This is a genomic window from Vibrio sp. MOR3 (genome assembly GCF_001557775.1).
GTDB classification, from domain to species: Bacteria; Pseudomonadota; Gammaproteobacteria; order Enterobacterales; family Vibrionaceae; genus Vibrio; species Vibrio jasicida.
In genome coordinates, this window is record NZ_LNRD01000007.1 from 76,034 (window position 1) to 96,825 (window position 20,792).

At 44.0% G+C, this 20,792-nt stretch carries 15 protein-coding genes and 1 riboswitch; of the genes, 10 read left to right on the forward strand and 5 right to left on the reverse strand.

What is annotated here, in order from left to right:
* Positions 1-478 precede the first annotated feature (478 nt).
* The 8 genes from dinG to ATB76_RS14960 all read left to right on the forward strand — a co-directional run bounded on the left by dinG (position 479) and on the right by ATB76_RS14960 (position 11,250).
* Positions 479-2,554, forward strand: coding sequence for an ATP-dependent DNA helicase DinG (gene dinG / locus ATB76_RS14925; protein ID WP_061035600.1), 2,076 nt, complete (start codon positions 479-481; stop codon positions 2,552-2,554).
* Positions 2,555-2,568: 14 nt separating this feature from the next.
* Positions 2,569-3,354, forward strand: coding sequence for a TSUP family transporter (locus ATB76_RS14930; protein ID WP_038866730.1), 786 nt, complete (start codon positions 2,569-2,571; stop codon positions 3,352-3,354).
* On the forward strand, positions 3,351-3,896 hold the full coding sequence (locus ATB76_RS14935) for a primosomal replication protein (RefSeq protein ID WP_038866728.1): 546 nt from the start codon (positions 3,351-3,353) through the stop codon (positions 3,894-3,896). The genes ATB76_RS14930 and ATB76_RS14935 overlap by 4 nt, the downstream gene beginning before the upstream one ends.
* Positions 3,896-4,060 carry a pleiotropic regulatory protein RsmS gene (gene rsmS / locus ATB76_RS14940; RefSeq protein ID WP_038866726.1) on the forward strand — a complete coding sequence of 55 codons (165 nt, stop codon included), beginning with the start codon at positions 3,896-3,898 and terminating at the stop codon, positions 4,058-4,060. The genes ATB76_RS14935 and rsmS overlap by 1 nt, the downstream gene beginning before the upstream one ends.
* Positions 4,061-4,144: 84 nt before the next feature.
* A complete protein-coding gene (gene xthA / locus ATB76_RS14945) occupies positions 4,145-4,951 on the forward strand; it encodes an exodeoxyribonuclease III (RefSeq protein ID WP_038875944.1) in 807 nt (268 codons plus the stop codon).
* A gap of 168 nt (positions 4,952-5,119) precedes the next feature.
* Positions 5,120-6,820 (forward strand): ATP-binding cassette domain-containing protein, encoded by a 1,701-nt coding sequence (locus ATB76_RS14950; RefSeq protein WP_061035601.1) that lies wholly within the window; start codon positions 5,120-5,122, stop codon positions 6,818-6,820.
* Positions 6,813-8,156 (forward strand): HlyD family type I secretion periplasmic adaptor subunit, encoded by a 1,344-nt coding sequence (locus ATB76_RS14955; protein WP_061035602.1) that lies wholly within the window; start codon positions 6,813-6,815, stop codon positions 8,154-8,156. Before ATB76_RS14950 ends, ATB76_RS14955 begins: the two co-directional genes overlap by 8 nt.
* Positions 8,157-8,219: 63 nt before the next feature.
* A riboswitch (cyclic di-GMP riboswitch) is annotated at positions 8,220-8,301 on the forward strand.
* Between the two features lie 30 nt (positions 8,302-8,331).
* Positions 8,332-11,250, forward strand: a complete 2,919-nt coding sequence (locus tag ATB76_RS14960; RefSeq protein WP_061035603.1) for a hypothetical protein — start codon at positions 8,332-8,334, stop codon at positions 11,248-11,250.
* Between the two features lie 77 nt (positions 11,251-11,327).
* Here ATB76_RS14960 and ATB76_RS14965 read toward each other — a convergent pair whose 3' ends face one another.
* The 5 genes from ATB76_RS14965 to ATB76_RS14985 form a co-directional block, all read right to left on the reverse strand.
* The gene (locus ATB76_RS14965) at positions 11,328-12,005 is read right to left on the reverse strand and encodes an ABC transporter permease (RefSeq protein WP_038866714.1); all 678 of its coding nucleotides are present in this window, start codon (positions 12,003-12,005) and stop codon (positions 11,328-11,330) included.
* Positions 12,006-12,008: 3 nt separating this feature from the next.
* Positions 12,009-12,749 (reverse strand): ABC transporter permease, encoded by a 741-nt coding sequence (locus tag ATB76_RS14970; protein ID WP_038866711.1) that lies wholly within the window; start codon positions 12,747-12,749, stop codon positions 12,009-12,011.
* A gap of 80 nt (positions 12,750-12,829) precedes the next feature.
* Positions 12,830-13,600 carry an ABC transporter substrate-binding protein gene (locus ATB76_RS14975; RefSeq protein WP_038866708.1) on the reverse strand — a complete coding sequence of 257 codons (771 nt, stop codon included), beginning with the start codon at positions 13,598-13,600 and terminating at the stop codon, positions 12,830-12,832.
* Between the two features lie 84 nt (positions 13,601-13,684).
* On the reverse strand, positions 13,685-14,455 hold the full coding sequence (locus ATB76_RS14980) for an ABC transporter ATP-binding protein (protein ID WP_038866706.1): 771 nt from the start codon (positions 14,453-14,455) through the stop codon (positions 13,685-13,687).
* Between the two features lie 233 nt (positions 14,456-14,688).
* A complete protein-coding gene (locus ATB76_RS14985) occupies positions 14,689-16,161 on the reverse strand; it encodes a hypothetical protein (protein WP_061035604.1) in 1,473 nt (490 codons plus the stop codon).
* 457 nt (positions 16,162-16,618) lie between these two features.
* On the opposite strand from ATB76_RS14985, the gene ATB76_RS14990 reads away from it, so the two are divergent.
* Together ATB76_RS14990 and pflB are read left to right on the forward strand one after the other, a co-directional pair.
* Positions 16,619-18,166: a DUF3360 family protein gene (locus tag ATB76_RS14990; protein ID WP_038866702.1), complete on the forward strand. Its 1,548-nt coding sequence runs from the start codon at positions 16,619-16,621 to the stop codon at positions 18,164-18,166.
* A gap of 306 nt (positions 18,167-18,472) precedes the next feature.
* On the forward strand, positions 18,473-20,749 hold the full coding sequence (gene pflB / locus ATB76_RS14995; RefSeq protein ID WP_038866700.1) for a formate C-acetyltransferase: 2,277 nt from the start codon (positions 18,473-18,475) through the stop codon (positions 20,747-20,749).
* Positions 20,750-20,792: the final 43 nt, after the last annotated feature.

Below are 20,792 nucleotides of genomic sequence, written 5' to 3' on the forward strand. Positions count from 1 at the left end.
GTCCGATTCCCTTTTTTTATATTTTTGAGGTAGCTTGTTATCGAAACGTAACAATGCTTTACCTACAAAATCTGGGCACTAGAGTGCAAAAGATTATTCTGACTGTCAAATTTTCTAAATAGTTTTATCAAAAAACAAAAATAACCTTTAAATACAAAGTCTTGTGCATTTACATTTAAAATATTCGATGAAGTTCTAAACAATGAACTTGATTTTTCTTAATTTAGTAATTCATTAATAACAAATAGAAAACACCTTTCAATCGCCATACAACAATAAACTTTAGAATAAAACACTACAAAGGTATCATTTTTGAAGTTTTATATTTTTCGACTAATGAAATTATTTTCATTTAGTTTAGGTTCAATATTTTTTTGTGAACAAGATCGATATTTATCATAAAAGCATTCCGTTTTGTGAACTACAGTACAACTAGTGATGTGTGCTACTATGCGCCTCCAACGCATTTGAGGCCCGTATGCTAACCAGTAACATTCAAAAATCGATTCGCACCAGTTACCAAAACTTACAAGCGCAGCTTGATAATTTTGTTCCACGAAGAGCACAAAACTACTTAGTTGCAGAAATTGCGAAAACACTATGCGGGCAATACCACAAGTCAAATCGCATGTTGATTGCAGAAGCTGGTACTGGCATCGGTAAATCACTCTCTTATCTGATGGCAGCGATTCCTGTGGCGGTTTATAACAATCGTAAAGTAGTGATCTCTACAGCCACCGTCGCTCTACAAGAACAGTTGGTGAATAAAGACCTGCCTCTTTTTCGTCGTATCACCGATCGAGAGTTTTCTTTTATTCTTGCAAAAGGCCGCCAGCGTTATTGTTGTGCTGAAAAACTCGCGACGGCAAGTGGTGTCGATGGCGGCCAGTTAGCGATGTTTGAAACTAAACCGAAGAAGAAAGATATTGAGCTACTGGAAACCATGTATCGCTCCCTCGCTCTAGGGAAGTGGGATGGCGACCGAGACTCTTGGCCGAAACCAATAGATGATCAGTTATGGCAACTTATTGTCAGTGATAAGCACAGCTGTAACAACAGCTTACCAACACACCGAGGCTGCCCTTTTCAAAAAGCTCGAGCAGAGTTGGATAAAAATGACGTCATTATCGCCAATCATTCACTCGTAATGGCCGATGCAGATTTGGGTGGTGGAGTGATCCTCCCTGAGCCAGAAAACACAATTTACGTGTTTGACGAAGCTCATCATCTACCTCATGTCGCTCGCGATCACGCTTCTGCGTCAGCCAGTTTAAAAGGTGCAGCTGCTTGGTTAGAAAAGCTCAACCAGTCAATCACCAAATTTTCTTCGTTAACAGATGAAAAACGTGTTGGTCGATTCCGTAATGATCTACAAGAATCCGTACAGGAACTGATTCCTGCGTTGACCCAACTGACTAAACAGTTTGATCCAGCCCAGTTTGAGGAAGGGATATACCGTTTTGAACATGGTGAGCTACCGACTTGGTTGGAAAATCAATCAAAAGATTTAAAACAACTAAGCAAAAAGGCAAACCAAAGCGTCGCAAAGATCGCCGATCTAATAGCTGAGCGCGTTAAAGATGGCGAACTTTCATCAAGATTGGCGGAACCAGCTTTGGCTGAGTTAGGGTTTTACATCCAACGTTTGGAAAACCTAGCTCAAGTCTGGCGTTTAATGGCCGAGCCAAGCCGAGACAAAGGTGCACCTCTTGCGCGCTGGTTAGAAAAACACCCAGATCGTGAAGGCGATTTTATTGTCAGCGTTTCCCCGTTGGAAATTGGATGGCAACTAGACCAACAAATCTGGAGTCGTTGCATCGGCGCCGTATTGGTTTCTGCCACTATGCGAGCACTAAACTCATTTAATTACTTTTGCCATCAAGTGGGCGTTGACGCCAAACCGGACTCAGGAACACAGTTTTTGGCACTAGCGTCTCCTTTCGATTATCAAAATCAAGCCGAACTGCTGATACCAGCAATGAAGTATGAACCGCAGGCACCGCAGTTTACTGAATATCTTATTGAAATTTTGCCTAAGTATTTAGAAGACAATAAAGCGAACTTGGTATTATTCTCCTCTTATTGGCAGATGAACCAAGTTGCTGATGCACTCAATGCTGGTTTCATAAAACGAGGTTGGGCGTTGCAAGTTCAAGGCGAAAGTTCACGAACAGAAATTCTAAAAAAACATAAAAGGCTCATTGATAAGCAGAAAACCAGCATCCTTTTTGGTACAGGCAGCTTTTCTGAAGGCCTTGATTTACCTGGAGAGCTATTGGAAAACCTCATTATCACAAAAATTCCATTTGGGGTCCCTACTTCTCCAGTTGAACAAGCACACTCGGAGTACATCGAGAAAAAGGGTGGTAACCCGTTTATGCAAATCACGGTTCCAGATGCAAGTAAAAAGCTGATCCAAAGCGTTGGTCGATTACTGCGCAAAGAACGAGATTCTGGTAGAGTGACCATCCTCGACAGACGCTTGATAACAAAACGCTACGGACAAGCTCTGATTGATTCGCTTCCTCCGTTTAAACGCAAAATAGAATATTAAAAGAATAACTATTTATGGAAATGATTGAGCCAACCATGCTGTTGGTGTTGGCGCTAGTCGCTTTTGTTGCTGGATTTATCGATGCTGTTGCTGGCGGTGGTGGTATGCTGACTGTTCCCGCGTTACTGTCGTTAGGGCTGCCTCCCCACATCGCATTGGGCACCAATAAGTTAGCTGCCTCTTTTGCCTCTTCGACGGCGGCCTATACTTACTATAAGAAACGTCTTTTTAAGCCCCAGTGCTGGGGCAGAGCGTTTGTTGCCACTCTTGTTGGTGCAACACTAGGAACGCTATTTGTTGATGCAATTAGTACAGAATGGTTAGAGAAAGCGCTGCCGCTGATCATTCTCGCTGCTGCGATGTATACTGTTTTCCATAAACCACCACAGTCGACTCATCAAAGCCCAACTCCCGAACCTTGTCCGATGCTAAATAAAAAGCAGTATATGCAAGGCTTATCGATAGGCTTTTATGATGGTTTAGCGGGGCCAGGAACTGGGGCTTTTTGGACGGTGAGTTCCATGGCCTTATACCGACTCAATATCTTGCTTGCGTCTGGTTTGGCTAAAGCCATGAACTTTACCAGTAACTTTACTTCATTGGTTACATTTGCCGTATTAGGACACATCAACTGGGTACTAGGCTTAACAATGGGCGTCTGTTTAATGGCTGGTGCTTTTGTTGGCGCGCATTCAGCAATCCACTTTGGTGCTAAGTTCATACGTCCGGTCTTTGTTACCGTTGTTAGCGTGCTTGCCATTAAACTCGCTTACGATGCATGGTTTGTAGGATTAACATGAACATCAGCCAGCTTTCAGAACATCTAGAACAAATGTCTAAACAGGCTGCAATGCTTGACCGTCAGCGTGGAGAACACCATGTTCCTTTGTTTGATGAGCGTTTGTTCCACTGCCGCTCTCGGCTACTCGTACCCTGTGTAAAAGAAGCAACAGCAACACTTGATTCGATTGTACGCGAGCAAAAGGAGCAAAAGCTCACGGCATTACGAGCAGAGTACTTAACTGAAAGATTAGTCGCGCAAATTGGCGCAATTCAGCGTGAAATTTCCACCACAAAAATTCGCAAAAACGAAGTAAAACACAGCAGTCACTTTAGAAAGCCAATTAATGTCTTGTATCAAGAACTAGCTCAACACCAAGAGTGGGCTCGTCGATTACGAGAAATGGTGCTGGAGAAAGAGAGAGCTGTTGAGTTTTCCCCAAGCTTTGCTCGTGCTGAAGCGCAGAAAGTACTTTTAGCAACAGAACAACGATTAGAACGATGCGAAGCAGCGCTGCTTAAGCTAGAAAATCAAATCACTCACAGGGAAAAGAACCAGTAATGACTGACCAACCAAAATCTCCGCTCGATGATGCCCCAGAAGAGGTGAAGTTAGCCGTCGATTTGATTTACTTGTTAGAGTCGAATGAAATCGAACCTGAAACGGCATTAAAAGCAATTAAGATCGTACAGAATGACCTAGAGAACAAACTCAGTAACAAATAACTGTTCTTATTTACTTTCGACGTTTCCAGCTTATGCCGCCAATGGTAACATCAAGCACAAATACGCCCTTCAGAAGGATAGAAAATGAAAGTAATTAGCTTTAACATCAATGGACTTCGTGCCCGCCTGCATCAGCTCCAAGCCATTATCGATAAGCACCAACCCGATGTCATTGGTCTTCAAGAAATCAAAGTACACGACGAAGCTTTTCCAATCGAAGATGTCGAAGCCATGGGTTATAAAGTTTACTTTCATGGGCAAAAAGCACACTACGGTGTCGCGATGCTATGTAAACAAGAACCAATCAATGTGCAAAAAGGGTTCCCTACCGATAACGAAGAACACCAAAAGCGCATGATCATGGCGACGTTTGAAGATGAGAGTGGTGAAAAGGTCACTGTGTTAAACGGTTACTTCCCTCAAGGCGACAACATCGCTCATGAGACCAAATATCCATACAAACGCCAGTTCTACAAAGATCTGATGACCTACCTAAATGATCACCATACAAATGATGAACAACTGATTGTAATGGGAGACATCAACATCAGTCCGATTGATGCAGATATCGGTATCGGCGAACCGAACCGTAAACGCTGGTTGAAGACTGGTAAATGCTCATTCCAACCGGAAGAGCGCGAGTGGTTGAAGACGCTAATGGATTGGGGATTCGAAGATACTTTCCGTAACCTGCACCCAGAAGTGGATGACCGTTTCTCTTGGTTTGATTATCGATCTCGCGGCTTTGACGATAATCGAGGTCTACGTATTGATGTGATTCTTGCGACGCCATCGCTTGCACAAAAATGTGTTGAGTCCGATGTTGATTACGAACTGCGTGGCATCGAGAAACCGTCAGACCATGCTCCTATTTGGTCTACTTTCAAATAGATAGCTTTAAAGGGCTAATCATCTTGCCAACTTATCGTGATTAGCCCCGACTTCCCCCCCTCTTAGTTCATTTTTCGCTTTCCTTCCTCGTCTCAATTTTGAGGCATTTCTCGAACATTCACTTTCTATACTCATTACTACTTCTTTAGTTCATGGAGTAAAGGAAGTATGGTTCAAAAAAGTTGGAGCAACTTGTCTCCTTTTACATTTAAAGCATTAGGCCCAATGACACTGGTGAGCGCCGTAATTAATGCTTTGATGCTAGTTGTTCCAATCTACAGTCTTCAATTGTTCGACCGTGTATTGTCGAGTAGAAGTACAGATACACTATTGCTACTTACTGCTATCGCTCTGTTTCTGTTGATTTCACAGGCATTGCTTGAAACCTTAAGACAAAAATACACCCAAAGAAAAGCCCTTCAGTTTGAATCGGAAAGTGCTCAATGGTTATACCAACTGTGCGGTCAACATTACGACACGAAGACACGTTACGTGTTTAACGACATAAATGAGATACGAGCTCTTCTCATGTCACCCGGTTTTTTTGTTGCTTTCGATCTGCCTTGGACGCCATTGTTCCTTCTGGTCATGTTTATGCTCCACCCTATTATCGGATTGGTTGGTTTGATTGCTGTTATCTGTGTATTAATGGTCGCACTACTCTCTTTCTACGCGAAAAAGAAATCATTTGACGCATCTTACGCTACCCAAATTGCTGCAAATCGAAAAATCGATGAGCTATTCAACAAACAAGAAACCCTGTTCTCTCAACAAGCAGCCGATGGAACATTTAACAAATTTCAGCCTGTCCTTGCTGAAAAGTTGTGGTTCAGAAACAAAGTAGACCTCGCATCTATTAACTTGACATCTCTCGCCAAACTTGTCCGCATGACGCTACAAATTGGCATTATGGGAACAGGCGCGTTTCTTGTGATTCAAAATTCAATGAGTGCGGGCGGAATGATTGCTGGGTCAATTCTTATGGCGAGAGCGCTCCAACCAATAGAGCAGCTAACCTCTGGGTTTCAAGGCTGGAAGACGGGGTTAGCCGCAGCCAAGCGCATAAAAGCGGTTGTCAGCCAATCAAAAATAGAGCTTGAACGTACAACGCTCCCCCAAATCACCGGTGAATTACGCTTTGAAAACGTGACTTGGTCACCTGAGAATCACAAAAGCGAAGCTATCCTCAAACAGCTGAAACTTAGGCTAGAGGCTGGAAACCGTGTTGCAATCATCGGGGCAAGTGGCTCTGGAAAAACCAGCCTTTGCAAATTAATAATGGGAATACACAAACCGACATCAGGCAAGGTGTCTATCGATGGCTTAGATGTCACCCACTGGGAGAAGACACAATTCAAACATACCGTAGGTTACCTCCCACAGAATATTCAGTTTGTCCAAGGCAGCGTGAAAGAAAATATTGCCCATTTCGACACTGAGATCAGTGACTCTCAAATCATTAAAGCCGCCATTCGCGCTGGTGTACACGAGACGATTCTTCAATTTCCAAACAGTTATGAAACCTTGATTGGTGATGGTGGACATCAATTGTCTGGCGGGCAAGCCCAAAAGCTCGCCTTAGCACGAGCATTGTGCTTTAAACCCAAACTCTTGGTCTTAGACGAACCCAACTCTCACATGGATAAAGAAGGGGAAGAGTACCTCACAACCCTCCTCGCAACATGCAGAGAAGAAGGCATTTCCGTCGTAATGATCACCCACCAGCCACACTTGCTGCGCCATGTCGATTGGGTGGTTGAAATCAATAAAGGTCAGATTGCGAGAGCCGGAGAAGCAAGCAAGGTTCTCCGCTCGATGATGGATGTGCGTTCAAGAACGCAAACTCAATCAGAGGCTTCCAATGAGTAAGACCACACTTAACGAACATGGCATCGATTTCGAAGATGGTCGTAAACTCTCTTTTACTACCAAGCCCGTGGTCATCACTTCTCTGCTCGTATTACTCATCATGATCGGCGGCTTCATTGCATGGGCAAGTTTGTCACCTCTGAGTTCGGCAGCGATAGCTCCCGGCGTTGTTATCGTCGAATCAAAGCGAAAACCCGTTCAGCACCTAGAAGGTGGGATTATCGAGAGCGTTCATGTAAAAGATGGGGATAAGGTCAGAACAAATGATTTGTTGATTACTTTGAGTGCGACACAGGCTCAAGCCAGCTTGAACCGACTAAGAGCTCAGTGGGAAAGCGATCTTGCTCGCTTAAACCGACTTCAGTCCGAGCTCGCTGATCATCCTGAAATTCAATTCGATACACGCTTACTTTCTCGAAATCACTCCAAAGAAATTCAATCCATCATTCGTACTCAGCAAGCTTTATACGAAAAACGCCGCTCATTAAGGGATGGAGAAAATAACATTCTGGCAGAAAAGATTGAGCAAGCTCGATTAGACATGTTCGGCCTACAAAAGCGATATCAAGCCGGCAAAGAAAGTTTGCGCTATCTTGCAGAACAGGTCGCCATGCATAAAAAGCTGCTCACCTCCGGCAATACATCAAAATCACGTTACCTCGATCTCCAACGAGAGCACTCACAACTTGAAGGACAAATTGCCGACCTCAGTGCCCAAATTGGACGAGCAAAAGGCTTTGTTGCGGAAGCGAAAATGGAATTAGCCAATGCGGAGTTCAATTACGCCAAAACCTTAGGCGAAGAAGTTCAGGAGCTTGAACGAAAACTCAATGAGACAAGAGAGGCAATGATAAACGCGAATGATGTACTCAAACGTGTCGAAATCAGAGCGCCACAAGGCGGTGTTGTCGTTGGCCTCAATGTTGTCGGTCAACATGCGATTATTGCTCCAGGCGACACGCTCATGGAAATCGTCCCACAAGAGGACGAACTCATTGTGGAAGCCTTGGTAAAACCCGAAGATATTGAAGCGCTTCATATTGGACAAGCGACTCAAGTACGCTTAACCGCATTCAGCTTTAGAAAAACGCCACCTATAGAAGGCAAGCTTATACATATTTCTGCTGACCGCATCAGCGACCAAGCAACAGGCTCTTCAGCCTACCTCGCTCGCGTGTCACTAGATGCAAACATGTTAGCTGAATTAGGGGAATCAGTTTCGCTTTACCCAGGCATGCCTGCGGAAGTCATGATTCTAATTGATGAACAAACCCCACTCGATTATTTGCTCAATCCTCTCGCCATTGCCTCATATAAGGCAATGCGAGAAATGTAAGACTTATTTATAAAATCATAATCCCTCGACGTTACTGGCTAATTAATTGATTAATAACATAACGGATGACAAAGCCAAACCCACTGCGAAGTGGGGACGGAAAGCTACAGATCTCAAACGGGACTGAGATGGCTGGGCTGCCTCTATGTATCTCGCGATATATGAGGATGAAACAATGGCGGAAGAAGTTTCTGTAACAGAGACCAATGCACAGGTTGGTACCTTAGTTGATGGCCCTACTCAAGATGGAGTGTCAAGGGATGTAGATAATCACCTTGAAGACAATTCAGGTGCAGACCTAGAAGTGCGTGCAGGTAAAGGTGATGATATCGTTAAAACGGGTGATGGTGATGACTTTATCGCTGGTGGTAGAGGTTCAGAGGCGATCAAATCTGGAGATGGCAATGATGTCATTGAATCGTGGAATCACACCATAAATGCAAAAGACGAAGCCGGAGAAAACCCTAACATTAACTTAGCGCGCGAAGGCGATGTTGAAAAAGTGGGCTGCGTTGACGACATCATCGTTGCTGGTTCTGGTAACGACTATGTCGAAGGCGGTGGCAACAACGATATTATTTATGGTGATCGTCGAGCTAAAACGGATGATACCAATTTATTAGCCGATGGCAATTTTGAAGATGATGTAGGTGATAGTCCTGTCGTCGATCATGGCGGCTGGCAAACCTACTCTAGCTACGGTGGATGGGAAGCGACCGAAGGTCTAATCGAAATCCAAAATGGTGGTGGCTACGGAGATAACAAAGATCCCGCACGAGGAAACGTGTTAGAACTTGATTCTCACAAAGACGGGGACAATACCGTTACCAACTCGACCGTTAGTCAAACCTTCACTGTTGATACTGCAGGTACATTCAAACTCTCTTTTGATCACACCAACCGTACCGATAATACAGATACAAATGGGCTAAAAGTCCTCATTGACGGTGAAGTTGTTGGAACATACAACAACGATGGCTGGGAAACGGTCAATCTAGATCTAGATCTAGGCGCTGGCGAACATACCATTTCGTTTATGGCCGATGGTAATGAAGATTCTCTTGGTTCTCTGCTCGATAACGTCGCTCTTCATCAATATCAGGCCAACGATGTGTTGATTGGTGATGGTACTCCTAGAGACGGAGACAACGTCGATAATAGCTCGATGCCGGGAGATGATCTTATTCGCGGTAACAAAGGGGCTGATGTGCTCATTGGTGACAATTTCGATGCCCTCTCTTTCAATGAGCAAACAGGTAACTTTGAACTCGATCTTGACTCAGCACAGACTCCTGAGGGAGAGGATTTAGGTCTTGATAACGCCACAGCATACAACCCTGATGGCTCTGAAGGAAACACGACCCAACAAGGCAGTAAGTATGGAGTCGAAGGCACGGATGAAAGTGGTAAAGATGCACAAATTGGGTATAGCTACGATGACGGAGATTCGGAACCTGGCGATGCAGTTGGCTCCGAAATGCTTTCTGTTTGCTTAGATGAACATACTATGGCCGCCAACGTCGGGATCTCAAATCTTTATGCCAATGAAGGTCGTGGAGAAGATGATGATGTGGACGAAATTGGTATCTGGACTGCATTTCGAGATGGCATTGAAGTCGCAAGTGGATTTTTTAGCGCAAATGAACCTGACGCAGATACCCTAGCCCACTACGCCGCTGCGGGCATGACACTAGAAAATACTAAAGTGCTTTCTACTGATAGCAACAATAGCGGTGAGTTTAGTATTGGTCCAAATGATACTGGCTTCAAAGCCTTTGATGAAATTCAGTTCTCTGCCGCAGGTGAACAATTCAGTAAAGGGGGAGACAAAGAAGACTCAAGTGACTATTTTGTCACATCAGTAGAAACACTTGGGCTCACTGGCGACGGTACCGACATGCTATATGGCGGGCGTGGTGATGATGTCTTACTCGGCGGTGACAATAACGAAATACTGCCGACGCCATCTGATGGTATGTATGATATCAGCCAGTTCAACGGAACGTTCGACGTTGAACTCATCGGGTCCAATGCAGGGTTCAATAACTCCCTTGGTTTCTACACAGCAGACTCAAGCGGTGAAGTCGTGAATGTCGGCATTCTTTGGTCAAATGTAAAACAGCCTGATGAAATGAACACCTCAATATCGAAAGAAATGATGGGTGGAGATGCTTGTAAGCTGGGGTTCTTCGTGGTCCCTGACGGGGCCGATAACGGCATTGAATCTGAGGGATTTATTGATGTTTCAGAATTCGATCTAGATGCGCAATTACTCGGTGAAGCTGCATTTGAATTGGGTCTCCCAGTCCATGCGCAAGTCACTCCTATGGGGGATGGTACCTCCTTATTCGAATGGAATGATAACACTGACCTTTCAACTAACGATGATGACTTCAACGACGTGATCCATAACGTCACTACCATAGCAGAACCTGAACTTCTCAAAGGCGGTCGTGGTGACGACTGGCTAGACGGTGGTGCAGGCGTTGATGTACTTAAAGGCGGCAAAGGCGATGATGTGATCATCGGTGGTAGTGGTGCCGACGAAGTTCGAGGTGGTAAAGGCAACGATACGATCGCTTACGACGCAGATGATACACTAATCAGAGGCGGAAAAGGGTTCGATGTTCTTGTCGCCAATGAGAAAGACGGCCCTATCGATATCGATATGTCTAAAGGTCAAAATGCAGACAACATTAAAGGTATTGAAGCGGTAATAGGTACAAGTAGTGACCAAGATTCTGTTACCTTGACCCTTGGCAAGGCGTACCATCAAGGTGGAGCTAGCGACAATAGTAAGAGTAAAGATGATGGTCAATCAGAGTTCTTTGCCCTTGGCGTTGAAAACATCAAGTTGGACGAAAGCAATAATTGGAGCCTAGAAAGCGATACTCAAGGCGATCCCGATGATGGTGTGACTATGACGGTGGCGGACCTTATGGCGTCATCAGATTACAAGCTAGACCAAGGCATGATTGATTCCTTAGGGTTATCAGGCTCAGATGTCTTAACGGCTTATACCTTTACAAAAGGTGGTAAAGAAGTCGTCATTTATACCGACGCAGCCTTTGACGGTGATTTCCAATTTGTATAGGTAAACTCACTCGCCCTTCATCTACCCAAAAAGAGCGCCAATCGGCGCTCTTTCTTTTAGATATCTATAAAAACGCCTTAGCTTAATGGCCTTAGATATGCCAAGAAGCGCTTCTCTGCGATTTTGAAACACCACAAAATAATGAACGTTAATCCCATGTAGAAGAGACCAGCCGTCAGGAATGACTCAAATGGTGCATAGTAACGAGAGTTCACAAGTCGAGCTGCGCCTGTCAAATCCATAATAGTGATGATCCCAGCGACTGCACTGCCGTGCAGCATAAAGATCACTTCATTCGAATATGCAGGTAAAGCACGGCGTAATGCGCTTGGCAAGATGATGCGACGATAAGTCATAAACTTGCTCATGCCGTATGCTTTTGCTGCTTCTACTTCGCCCTTTGGTAAACCATTGATCGCACCACGAATAATTTCCGCCGTGTAAGCCGAAGTATTAAGAACGAAAGCCACCAAGGCACAGAACCAAGCATGTTCCCAAAGTGTGTCTTTCACAGGAAAGAATTGGTCCATGCCGTAGTAAATGAGATAAAGCTGCACCAACAACGGCGTACCGCGGAAAAAGTAAATGAACGCCCATGACGGCAAACTTAATGCGTAATTCGTGCTATTGCGCGCTATAGCTAAGGGAATCGATACACAGAGCCCGATCACCAGAGCTAATGCCACCAGCCATACCGTTGTCCACAATCCATCTAAGTAGACAGGGAAGCTTTCAATGATCAATGAAAAGTCCATTATCTACCTCGCATGAATACTGAATTTGCGTTCAACAAGCTTAAGTAGACCGGTTGATACACTGGTGAAGAATAAGAAGATGATCGCGACAGCCATGTAAAAAGTGAATGGCATCTTTGTTGTACCAGCGGCAAGTGAACTAATACGCACCATATCTTCCAATCCAATGATTGAAACAAGAGCGGTAGTCTTGAGTAATACCAACCAGTTATTACCAAACCCGGGTAACGCGTGTCGAATCATTTGAGGTAATAGAATTCTTCTAAACGACATAAAAGAACTCATTCCGTAGGCTTTTGCCGCTTCCAACTCACCTTTATCGACGGCCATGATCGCACCACGGAAAGTTTCCGCCATATACGCACCAAAGATAAAACCGATGGTCAGTACACCAGCAATAAATGGGCTCACATCGATGTAATCAGGGAGGTAAGCAGTCCATTCATGTTCAGGGTTGCTTGCGGTAAACCACTCGTTGAGCGTTTCATTGATCGAATAAAGGCTGTTATTCAGTAGAATTTGGCCACCAAAGAAGATAAGCATCATCAAGACTAAGTCAGGAATGCCACGAATAATGGTGGTGTAGAGTGTTGCAATAGCTCTTGCCCATTTATAGGGCGCTAATTTCGCAAGTGCCCCAAGCATGCCTAAAATGACAGCAAGCAACAATGAGAGTATTGCGACTTCGATGGTTACTAGAGCCCCTTTTAGTATCGAGGCTTCATATCCTTGTAAATCCAGCATAGGTGAGTTCCTAATCCCTAAACTCAAAAATCGGCCGTTGGTTACTTCTAGGAACAAGCCAACGGCCGCTTAGTTACGGCTTATTTACCGTAAACATCGTAGTTGAAGTACTTACCTGCGATTTCTTGATAAACACCTTTTTCACGCAGAGATAAGATTGCCGCATCTAACTTTTTAGTGAGATCTTTGTCTTGCTTACGAACCGCAATCCCGAAGCCATCACCAAACCATTTAGGGTCAGTTAGAGAAGGGCCAACAAACTCGTAAGCCTCACCACCCGCCTTATTTAGTACACCTTCTTCAAGAGCTGAAGCATCACCAAGTACTGCAGCGACACGGCCATTTGCAAGATCTAGGTATGCTTCATCAAACGAACCGTAACGTACGATTTCAACTTTATCACCGTAGTTATCTGTCAGATACTTGTCATGCGTTGTCGCGCGTTGTACCGCAATTTTTTGACCATCAAGGTTGTCGAAGTCTAAACCCGCACCTTTTTTAGCAATGAATTTGTTTGGAATGAGTGCGTACTTACCCGTAAAGTCGACTTTCTTCTTACGCTCTTCGGTGATAGACATTGCAGCAATGATCGCGTCGTACTTACGAGCAAGTAACGAAGGAATGATGCCATCCCAATCTTGAGCAACGATTTGACACTTCACTTGCATCTCTTCACAAAGCGCATTCGCCATATCAACATCGAACCCCTTTAAGGAGCCATCCGTTTCAGTCCAGCTAAACGGAGGATAAGCTCCCTCAATCCCAAAACGAACTGTTTTCCATTCTTTCGCTTGGGCGACACCAGACACTGCTGTTGCAGCAAGCGTTGCTGCCAATAACCACTTTTTCATTTCCATACTCCTGTGATTGCTATTTTATTTGGTTTTGTTTGTTGTGCTTGTTTAGGAGGCAAAAAGCTGCCACCCAAAGAAATATTAGTAGATAGAAGAGATAAATTGCTGTAATCGCTCCGAATCTGGATTCGTAAAAAGCTTAGCTGGATCTCCCTGTTCTTCCACTAAACCTTGATGCAAAAACATCACATGGTTAGATACATCACGCGCAAAAGCCATTTCATGCGTGACAACTAACATGGTGCGTCCTTCCTCGGCCAGGTCTCTCATTACCCCTAACACTTCACCAACGAGTTCAGGGTCAAGTGCAGAGGTAGGCTCATCAAACAACATAACCTCTGGATCAACAGCCAAAGCGCGAGCGATTGCAGCGCGTTGCTGCTGACCTCCGGACAGGTGTCCTGGGTAGTAGTCTTTGCGTTCGTATAACCCAACTTTCTTCAACAGTACTTCCGCATTTTCAATCGCTTGCGCCTTAGGTACACCAAGTACGTGCACGGGCGCTTCAATCACATTTTCTAAAACCGTTAAATGCGACCATAAGTTAAAGCCCTGAAATACCATAGCTAAACGTGAACGAATACGCTGAACTTGCTTTTCATTTGCTGGGACAGACTCCCCTGCGCGGTTGTTCTTCATTTGGATAAGTTCGCCGTTTACCCAAATTTCACCCGCAGTTGGTGTCTCTAATAAGTTGATACATCTTAGGAAGGTACTCTTACCTGAACCGGAAGAGCCAATGATGGAGATAACATCGCCTTTATGGGCAGAAAGTGAAATGCCCTTTAATACTTCATTTTGTCCGAAGGTTTTGTGCAGGTCTTTAATATCTAGCGCTGGTACATCATTCATGCGCCCTACTCCCTGTGTTTTAGTCACTGCAATAAAGGGACTCCGCCCTCTTTGAATTGGAACAAACTATCACCCCCCAAGAGAAGTTGCAACAAATTATTAACCTAAATAAATCGAATAGATAGATACAACAATCAAATGAATATGCACTTTCTAGCAATATATTCTTTTAATGATGAATAACTGACATAAAAAAGCCCCTCAAGAGAGGGGCTCATTAAGATACAAAAGTGTTAATTAAAACGTGTCACAACGAGAGAATTCGAAGTGCGTAATGTCACTTCATTTTCCATTCCATCTTTTTCAGAAGTTAGAATACCGTCTAGGTCAGCTTCTAGTTCAGGCTCCGATGCTTCACCATTAGAGAAGAAGCTCATGAACATTTCTGAGTCAATATCGCTGTTACCATCAAGAATGACTGCAGAACGGTTGAAGTTGTCCGTTTCCGATATTTTCAAACCATTTATCGCGGAAGATGGAAAATTGTAGTAGTCCAGCTCAGGTACTACAACATAATCACTATTGCTCTTAGTGAAAATACGATGAGTTACTTTGTAATCACCTGAAGCAGCAAAATATGCGGTACGAGTGAAACCTTCTGTAGAGTTAGTTAATCCCATATTAATATCAATCACCGACTCTCGTCCGCTCTGAGATATCACGCTAGGCTTTGAGTTCGGTAAGTTTTTGATATTTAGGAATGTACTTGGATCAGCATCAATATCCCAGCTTGAATCAATAGTGCCAGTTAATAGTGAATCCCAACCATTTGTAGCGCTTTCAGCAACGGCTAGGTAAACCCATTCTTCTTTATTAGCTTCACTAGGTCGACGATATTCATCAACGGAATTACCCAGCTCTAAGGCATCATATAAGTAGTCGTTTGATACAAAGCCAATATTCAAGGAGTCATACTTGTAGCCAGACGATGAGTAAATACTAGAAACAACATCTGTCGTAACTAGGTCAATATCATTAGTACCCCAAGAACCGATACCATATTGATATAATGATTTATTGTCCGAGCCAGATTCATATTGGAATAAAGCGGTAGGCTCTCCATTGAAACCTAGTAGTTCTTCATCTGAAGTCATATCACTGTTTGGAGATACTAAGACATCTTTTTGTGATACATAGTGGTAATCACCACCACCAGATACTGCGTTTCGGTATGAAAGGTTTTTGAACGTTTTGTCCGATACGTTACTTCCTGTAAAGCACTTATTCAACGACTCACGGTTAAGTGCGAAAGTAACATTGCGTAGCTCTTTATCTTCTAAAAACTCGCGAGAGAAAGAATTTACACGAACTTCTCGACCATTGAATTCAAGTGCTTGAATAGTGATGTAACCACCTTCAGGAATGTCTTCTAAAACAAACTTGAAGTTATCGCTGGTTGGTTTAATAACTTCTCCAACCATTTTGCCATCAGCATCAGAATAGTAACCGATAACATTATTCGTGACCTGAGCTTTTGATGCTTGACTGTAAGTTAAAACGGTAGCGTCACCATTCGAATCAGTATCTCGATCATAAATTGTACAGCTTTGTGCCTTAGCATCGCTCTCAGACAGTGTCGCAGGGATCGCAAAATCAAACGTAAATGTTGTTTTCGATGAACCGCCACCGCCACCGCCACCGCCGCCACAACCGACCATTAATCCCGAAATAATTGCCACTAGCGGCAGTACTTTAAGCTGTTTCATGTCTTCTTCCTAAACTGAGCGGCAATGATTAGCCAAAAAATCGTCTCTGCTCGGTACTAAGCAAGAATGAAGCCAGCTTTATATACAATTCATGAATGACGTAAATAAATCGCATTGGGCATTATTTCTGCAAAATAACGTCTAATTTTATGCAACTTGTGTAATCGAATTACACACTAAACAACCAAGTCATTCGCATGCCAGACACTTTCTGTAGTTTTCTTTCACATCTATTCTTAAAGTGATCTAAATCAATCACCCCAAAGGGCTATCTTGCTAGACTCCGCCACAATGATGAGGAATTTTTTGTGCCTCAACACAATGAGTTATTAGCTATGCTTAGGCACGTGGTATTCGTGCAACAAAATCTAATAATAGCTAGCATAGGAAGTGCCGCAGGAAGCGGAAAAACACAATTCAATTTAGAATTCATAACTTTTAAATATATGAGGAATCTATGTCAGACGCAGTGAATAAAGCGCACTCTGATTCGGATATCGAGACTAAAAGCTACCGCGAGCTTCATCGTCCATCATCTGAGTTCGCAAGCCGTTCAGACTACCTAGACCACGAACTACAAATCATGAAGCCACGCCGTTTTGGCTTAAACTTGCCAGGTCGTGACTTCCGCTTTGAGCTTGAAGACCTTGTTCCAGCGCTTGCTGGTACGATCGGTATTATCGCAATGTACTCTGCGGTAATGATGTCTTGGGCTGAAGGTCTTACTGCTGCATGGGACCACGTTAACTTAGGCAAAGATTTTGCTATCGAAGTTGCTCGTGTAGAAATGCTAATCCCTGCACTCCTTTTCTGTATTCTTGCTTCTGGCTTTATTAACCCTAAAGCCAACCTAGCAGGTAACCACGGTCCAATGATCCCTCTTATTGGTACCATCGCTCTTGCGGGTGCCCATCCTCTTGCATTGGCAATCCTAATCGGTGTGTTTGGTTTGATTTTGAGCTTACTAAAAGGTGGCTCAAAACTCGTAAACCTCACTTCAGAGGGTACAGCTGGGGGCCTACTCATCTTCTTAGGCCTAACGGGTACCATGAGCCAAATCAACTCAATCCAAGCTTGGGCAGTTGGCTTGCAATCGGATACGGTTGCCGCAGGCAGCATGGGTTACATTGGCCTAATCGTTCTCGCGGTTACTATCGGTCTATATGCTTTCCTTGCTAAAGTTAATAAACGTTGGCTAGCCATCCCAGTATGTGCTTTCACGGGTCTCGTCATTGCACTTGTACTTGGTGCTGGTTTCGACATCAAATTCGTTACTGAAACAGGTCTTCCGAACCTAAACCCAATCTACTGGTGGGGTAGCACAGAAGAAGGTTGGATGCTTGGTCTGCCAAATGTAGAACACTTCATTGCTTCACTACCGTTTGCAATTCTTGCTGTAGCGATGTGGTCTCCAGACTTCCTTGGTCACCGTATTTTCCAAGAACTGAACTACCCTAAAAAGACTGAAAAAGTTCTGATGGACGTTGATGACACAATGACTATGTGTTCGGTTCGTCAAATGGTTGGTACTGCTGTAGGTGGTGGTAACATTACGTCATCTTGGGGTACGTACATGATCCCAGCAGCAATTGCGAAACGCCCTATCCCTGGCGGTGCAATCCTGCTCGGCTCTCTATGTATCATCGTCGCGATTCTTGGCTTCCCAATGGATGTAGCAGTATGGCCACCAGTAATGCGTGTTGCTCTTCTAGTAGGTGTATCTCTACCTCTACTTGAAGCAGGTATGCAGATGGTGAAAGACTCTAAAGACTCTCAAGCAGCAGGTATCTGTATCTTTGGTTCTGCGGTAGTTAACCCAGTACTGGCTTGGGCATTGACTATGCTTCTAGACAACAACGGTCTGATTGGTGACAAAGAGCGTGCATCACGTCTGTCATTTGTAGATAAGATTGTGATCCCTGTAGGTGTACTTGTCGTCTGTTTAGTCGCTATGCTTGCAGTTGGTATGCTAGAAGGACAATATGGCATTAAAGCTTGGCTATAATGACATTCGTTCAAAAATTGTGTGGGTAGCGCTCGTCGCTACTCCATTTTTATCGCTATTTTTTAGTATTTATTGATTTAGTTTAAGGTTTGCAAAAATTTTTTAGTGTAGCCTTGAATTGTGGTTGGGAAGAACCCACATTAGTAACAGTGACAATATTTATAGTTTTATCGCCCTATTCTTCTTATTTAAGACTATAAATATTGTTATTCATTAAGAGTGTACTGTTCTCCATGTGGAAGTGGAGATAGCTGGCTCAACGGCGAACCAGTACGTATTTTTTTCTACTACAAAGGTAGGTATGTCATGGCAGAGCAATTTGCTAAAGCTTGGGAAGGTTTTGCTGCAGGCGACTGGCAAAACGAAGTAAACGTTCGTGATTTCATTCAGAAGAACTACACTCCGTACGAAGGCGACGAATCTTTCCTAGTTTCTGAAGGTACTGAAGCGACTAACAAGCTTTGGGCTAAAGTAATGGAAGGTATCAAGCAGGAAAACGCGACTCACGCACCTGTTGATTTCGATACTTCTGTTATCTCTACCATCACTTCACATGATGCTGGTTACATTAACAAAGACCTAGAAACTATCGTAGGCCTACAAACTGAAGCTCCGCTTAAGCGTGCAATCATGCCTAACGGCGGCGTACGTATGATCGAAGGTTCTTGTAAAGCATACGGCCGTACGCTTGATCCACAAGTTTCTAAAATCTACTCTGAGTACCGCAAAACACACAACCAAGGTGTTTTCGATGTTTACTCTCCTGACATCCTAAAATGTCGTAAGTCTGGTGTTCTAACTGGTCTTCCAGATGCATACGGTCGTGGTCGTATCATCGGTGACTACCGTCGTGTAGCTCTATACGGTGTAGATTTCCTAATCAAAGACAAAGTAGCTCAATTCCACTCTACTCAAGAGAAGCTAGAGTCTGGTGAAGATCTACAAATGACGATGCAACTTCGTGAAGAGATTCAAGAACAGCACCGTGCACTAGGTCAAATGAAAGAAATGGCAGCATCTTACGGCTACGACATTTCTGCTCCTGCGACTACAGCTCAAGAAGCTATCCAATGGACTTACTTCGGCTACCTAGCTGCTGTTAAATCTCAAAACGGCGCAGCAATGTCTCTAGGTCGTACTTCGACTTTCCTTGACGTATACGTTGAGCGTGACATCGCAGCTGGCATCATCACTGAAGAACAAGCTCAGGAAATGATCGACCACTTCGTAATGAAACTACGTATGGTTCGCTTCCTACGTACTCCTGAGTACGATGAGCTATTCTCTGGCGACCCAATCTGGGCAACAGAATCTATGGGTGGTATGGGTGTTGACGGTCGTACACTAGTTACACGTACTAACTTCCGTTTCCTAAACACACTATACACAATGGGTCCTTCTCCAGAGCCAAACATCACTGTACTTTGGTCTGAGCAGCTACCTGACGGCTTCAAGAAGTTCTGTGCGAAAGTATCTATCGATACTTCTTCTATCCAGTACGAAAACGACGACCTAATGCGTCCAGATTTCGACAACGATGACTACGCTATCGCTTGTTGTGTATCACCAATGGTTATCGGTAAGCACATGCAATTCTTCGGCGCTCGTGCAAACCTAGCGAAAACTCTACTTTACGTTATCAACGGCGGTGTAGATGAGAAGCTTAAAATGCAAGTGGGTCCTAAGACTGCACCAATGACTGACGAAGTTCTAGACTTCGACAAAGTTTGGGCTGGCCTAGACAACCTAATGGATTGGCTAGCTAAGCAGTACGTAACTGCACTAAACGCTATCCACTACTCACACGACAAATACAGCTACGAAGCAGCTCTAATGGCTCTTCATGATCGTGACGTTCGTCGTACTATGGCTTGTGGTATCGCTGGTCTTTCTGTTGCAGCTGACTCTCTATCTGCAATCAAATACGGTAAAGTTAAACCAATCCGTGACGAAGATGGCATTGCAATCGACTTCGAAATCGAAGGCGATTACCCTAAATTTGGTAACAACGATGCACGTGTTGATGACATGGCATGTGAACTTGTTTCTAACTTCATGGCTAAAATCCGTAAGCTTAAGACTTACCGTGATGCAATCCCAACTCAGTCTATTCTTACTATCACTTCAAACGTGGTATACGGTAAGAAAACGGGTACTACACCAGATGGTCGTAAAGCAGGCGCTCCTTTTGCACCTGGTGCTAACCCAATGCACGGCCGTGACGAAAAAGGCGCGGTAGCATCTCTAACATCTGTAGGTAAACTACCGTTTGCTGATGCAAAAGATGGTATCTCTTACACCTTCTCTATCGTGCCAAACGCACTAGGTAAAGAAGAAGTTAGCCAACGTGCTAACCTAGCGGGTCTGATGGATGGTTACTTCCACCACGAAGCTGGCATTGAAGGTGGTCAACACCTTAACGTGAACGTACTTAACCGCGAAACTCTAGAAGACGCTGTTAAGCACCCAGAGAAATACCCTCAGCTAACAATCCGTGTATCTGGTTACGCTGTACGCTTCAACTCTCTAACTGCAGAGCAACAAGCTGACGTAATCGCACGTACATTCACTGAGTCTCTATAAGACTGATTGAATTAGCACTTTGAGTGATAAAATAGAGGCCGAT

What these genes read in the sequence shown, in the direction of transcription:
- dinG (WP_061035600.1), top strand. Translation starts at nt 479, where the DNA reads ATGCTAACCAGTAACATTCAAAAATCGATTCGCACCAGTTACCAAAAC.
- ATB76_RS14930 (WP_038866730.1), top strand. Translation starts at nt 2,569, where the DNA reads ATGGAAATGATTGAGCCAACCATGCTGTTGGTGTTGGCGCTAGTCGCT.
- ATB76_RS14935 (WP_038866728.1), top strand. Translation starts at nt 3,351, where the DNA reads ATGAACATCAGCCAGCTTTCAGAACATCTAGAACAAATGTCTAAACAG.
- rsmS (WP_038866726.1), top strand. Translation starts at nt 3,896, where the DNA reads ATGACTGACCAACCAAAATCTCCGCTCGATGATGCCCCAGAAGAGGTG.
- xthA (WP_038875944.1), top strand. Translation starts at nt 4,145, where the DNA reads ATGAAAGTAATTAGCTTTAACATCAATGGACTTCGTGCCCGCCTGCAT.
- ATB76_RS14950 (WP_061035601.1), top strand. Translation starts at nt 5,120, where the DNA reads ATGGTTCAAAAAAGTTGGAGCAACTTGTCTCCTTTTACATTTAAAGCA.
- ATB76_RS14955 (WP_061035602.1), top strand. Translation starts at nt 6,813, where the DNA reads ATGAGTAAGACCACACTTAACGAACATGGCATCGATTTCGAAGATGGT.
- ATB76_RS14960 (WP_061035603.1), top strand. Translation starts at nt 8,332, where the DNA reads ATGGCGGAAGAAGTTTCTGTAACAGAGACCAATGCACAGGTTGGTACC.
- ATB76_RS14965 (WP_038866714.1), bottom strand. Translation starts at nt 12,005, where the DNA reads ATGGACTTTTCATTGATCATTGAAAGCTTCCCTGTCTACTTAGATGGA.
- ATB76_RS14970 (WP_038866711.1), bottom strand. Translation starts at nt 12,749, where the DNA reads ATGCTGGATTTACAAGGATATGAAGCCTCGATACTAAAAGGGGCTCTA.
- ATB76_RS14975 (WP_038866708.1), bottom strand. Translation starts at nt 13,600, where the DNA reads ATGAAAAAGTGGTTATTGGCAGCAACGCTTGCTGCAACAGCAGTGTCT.
- ATB76_RS14980 (WP_038866706.1), bottom strand. Translation starts at nt 14,455, where the DNA reads ATGAATGATGTACCAGCGCTAGATATTAAAGACCTGCACAAAACCTTC.
- ATB76_RS14985 (WP_061035604.1), bottom strand. Translation starts at nt 16,161, where the DNA reads ATGAAACAGCTTAAAGTACTGCCGCTAGTGGCAATTATTTCGGGATTA.
- ATB76_RS14990 (WP_038866702.1), top strand. Translation starts at nt 16,619, where the DNA reads ATGTCAGACGCAGTGAATAAAGCGCACTCTGATTCGGATATCGAGACT.
- pflB (WP_038866700.1), top strand. Translation starts at nt 18,473, where the DNA reads ATGGCAGAGCAATTTGCTAAAGCTTGGGAAGGTTTTGCTGCAGGCGAC.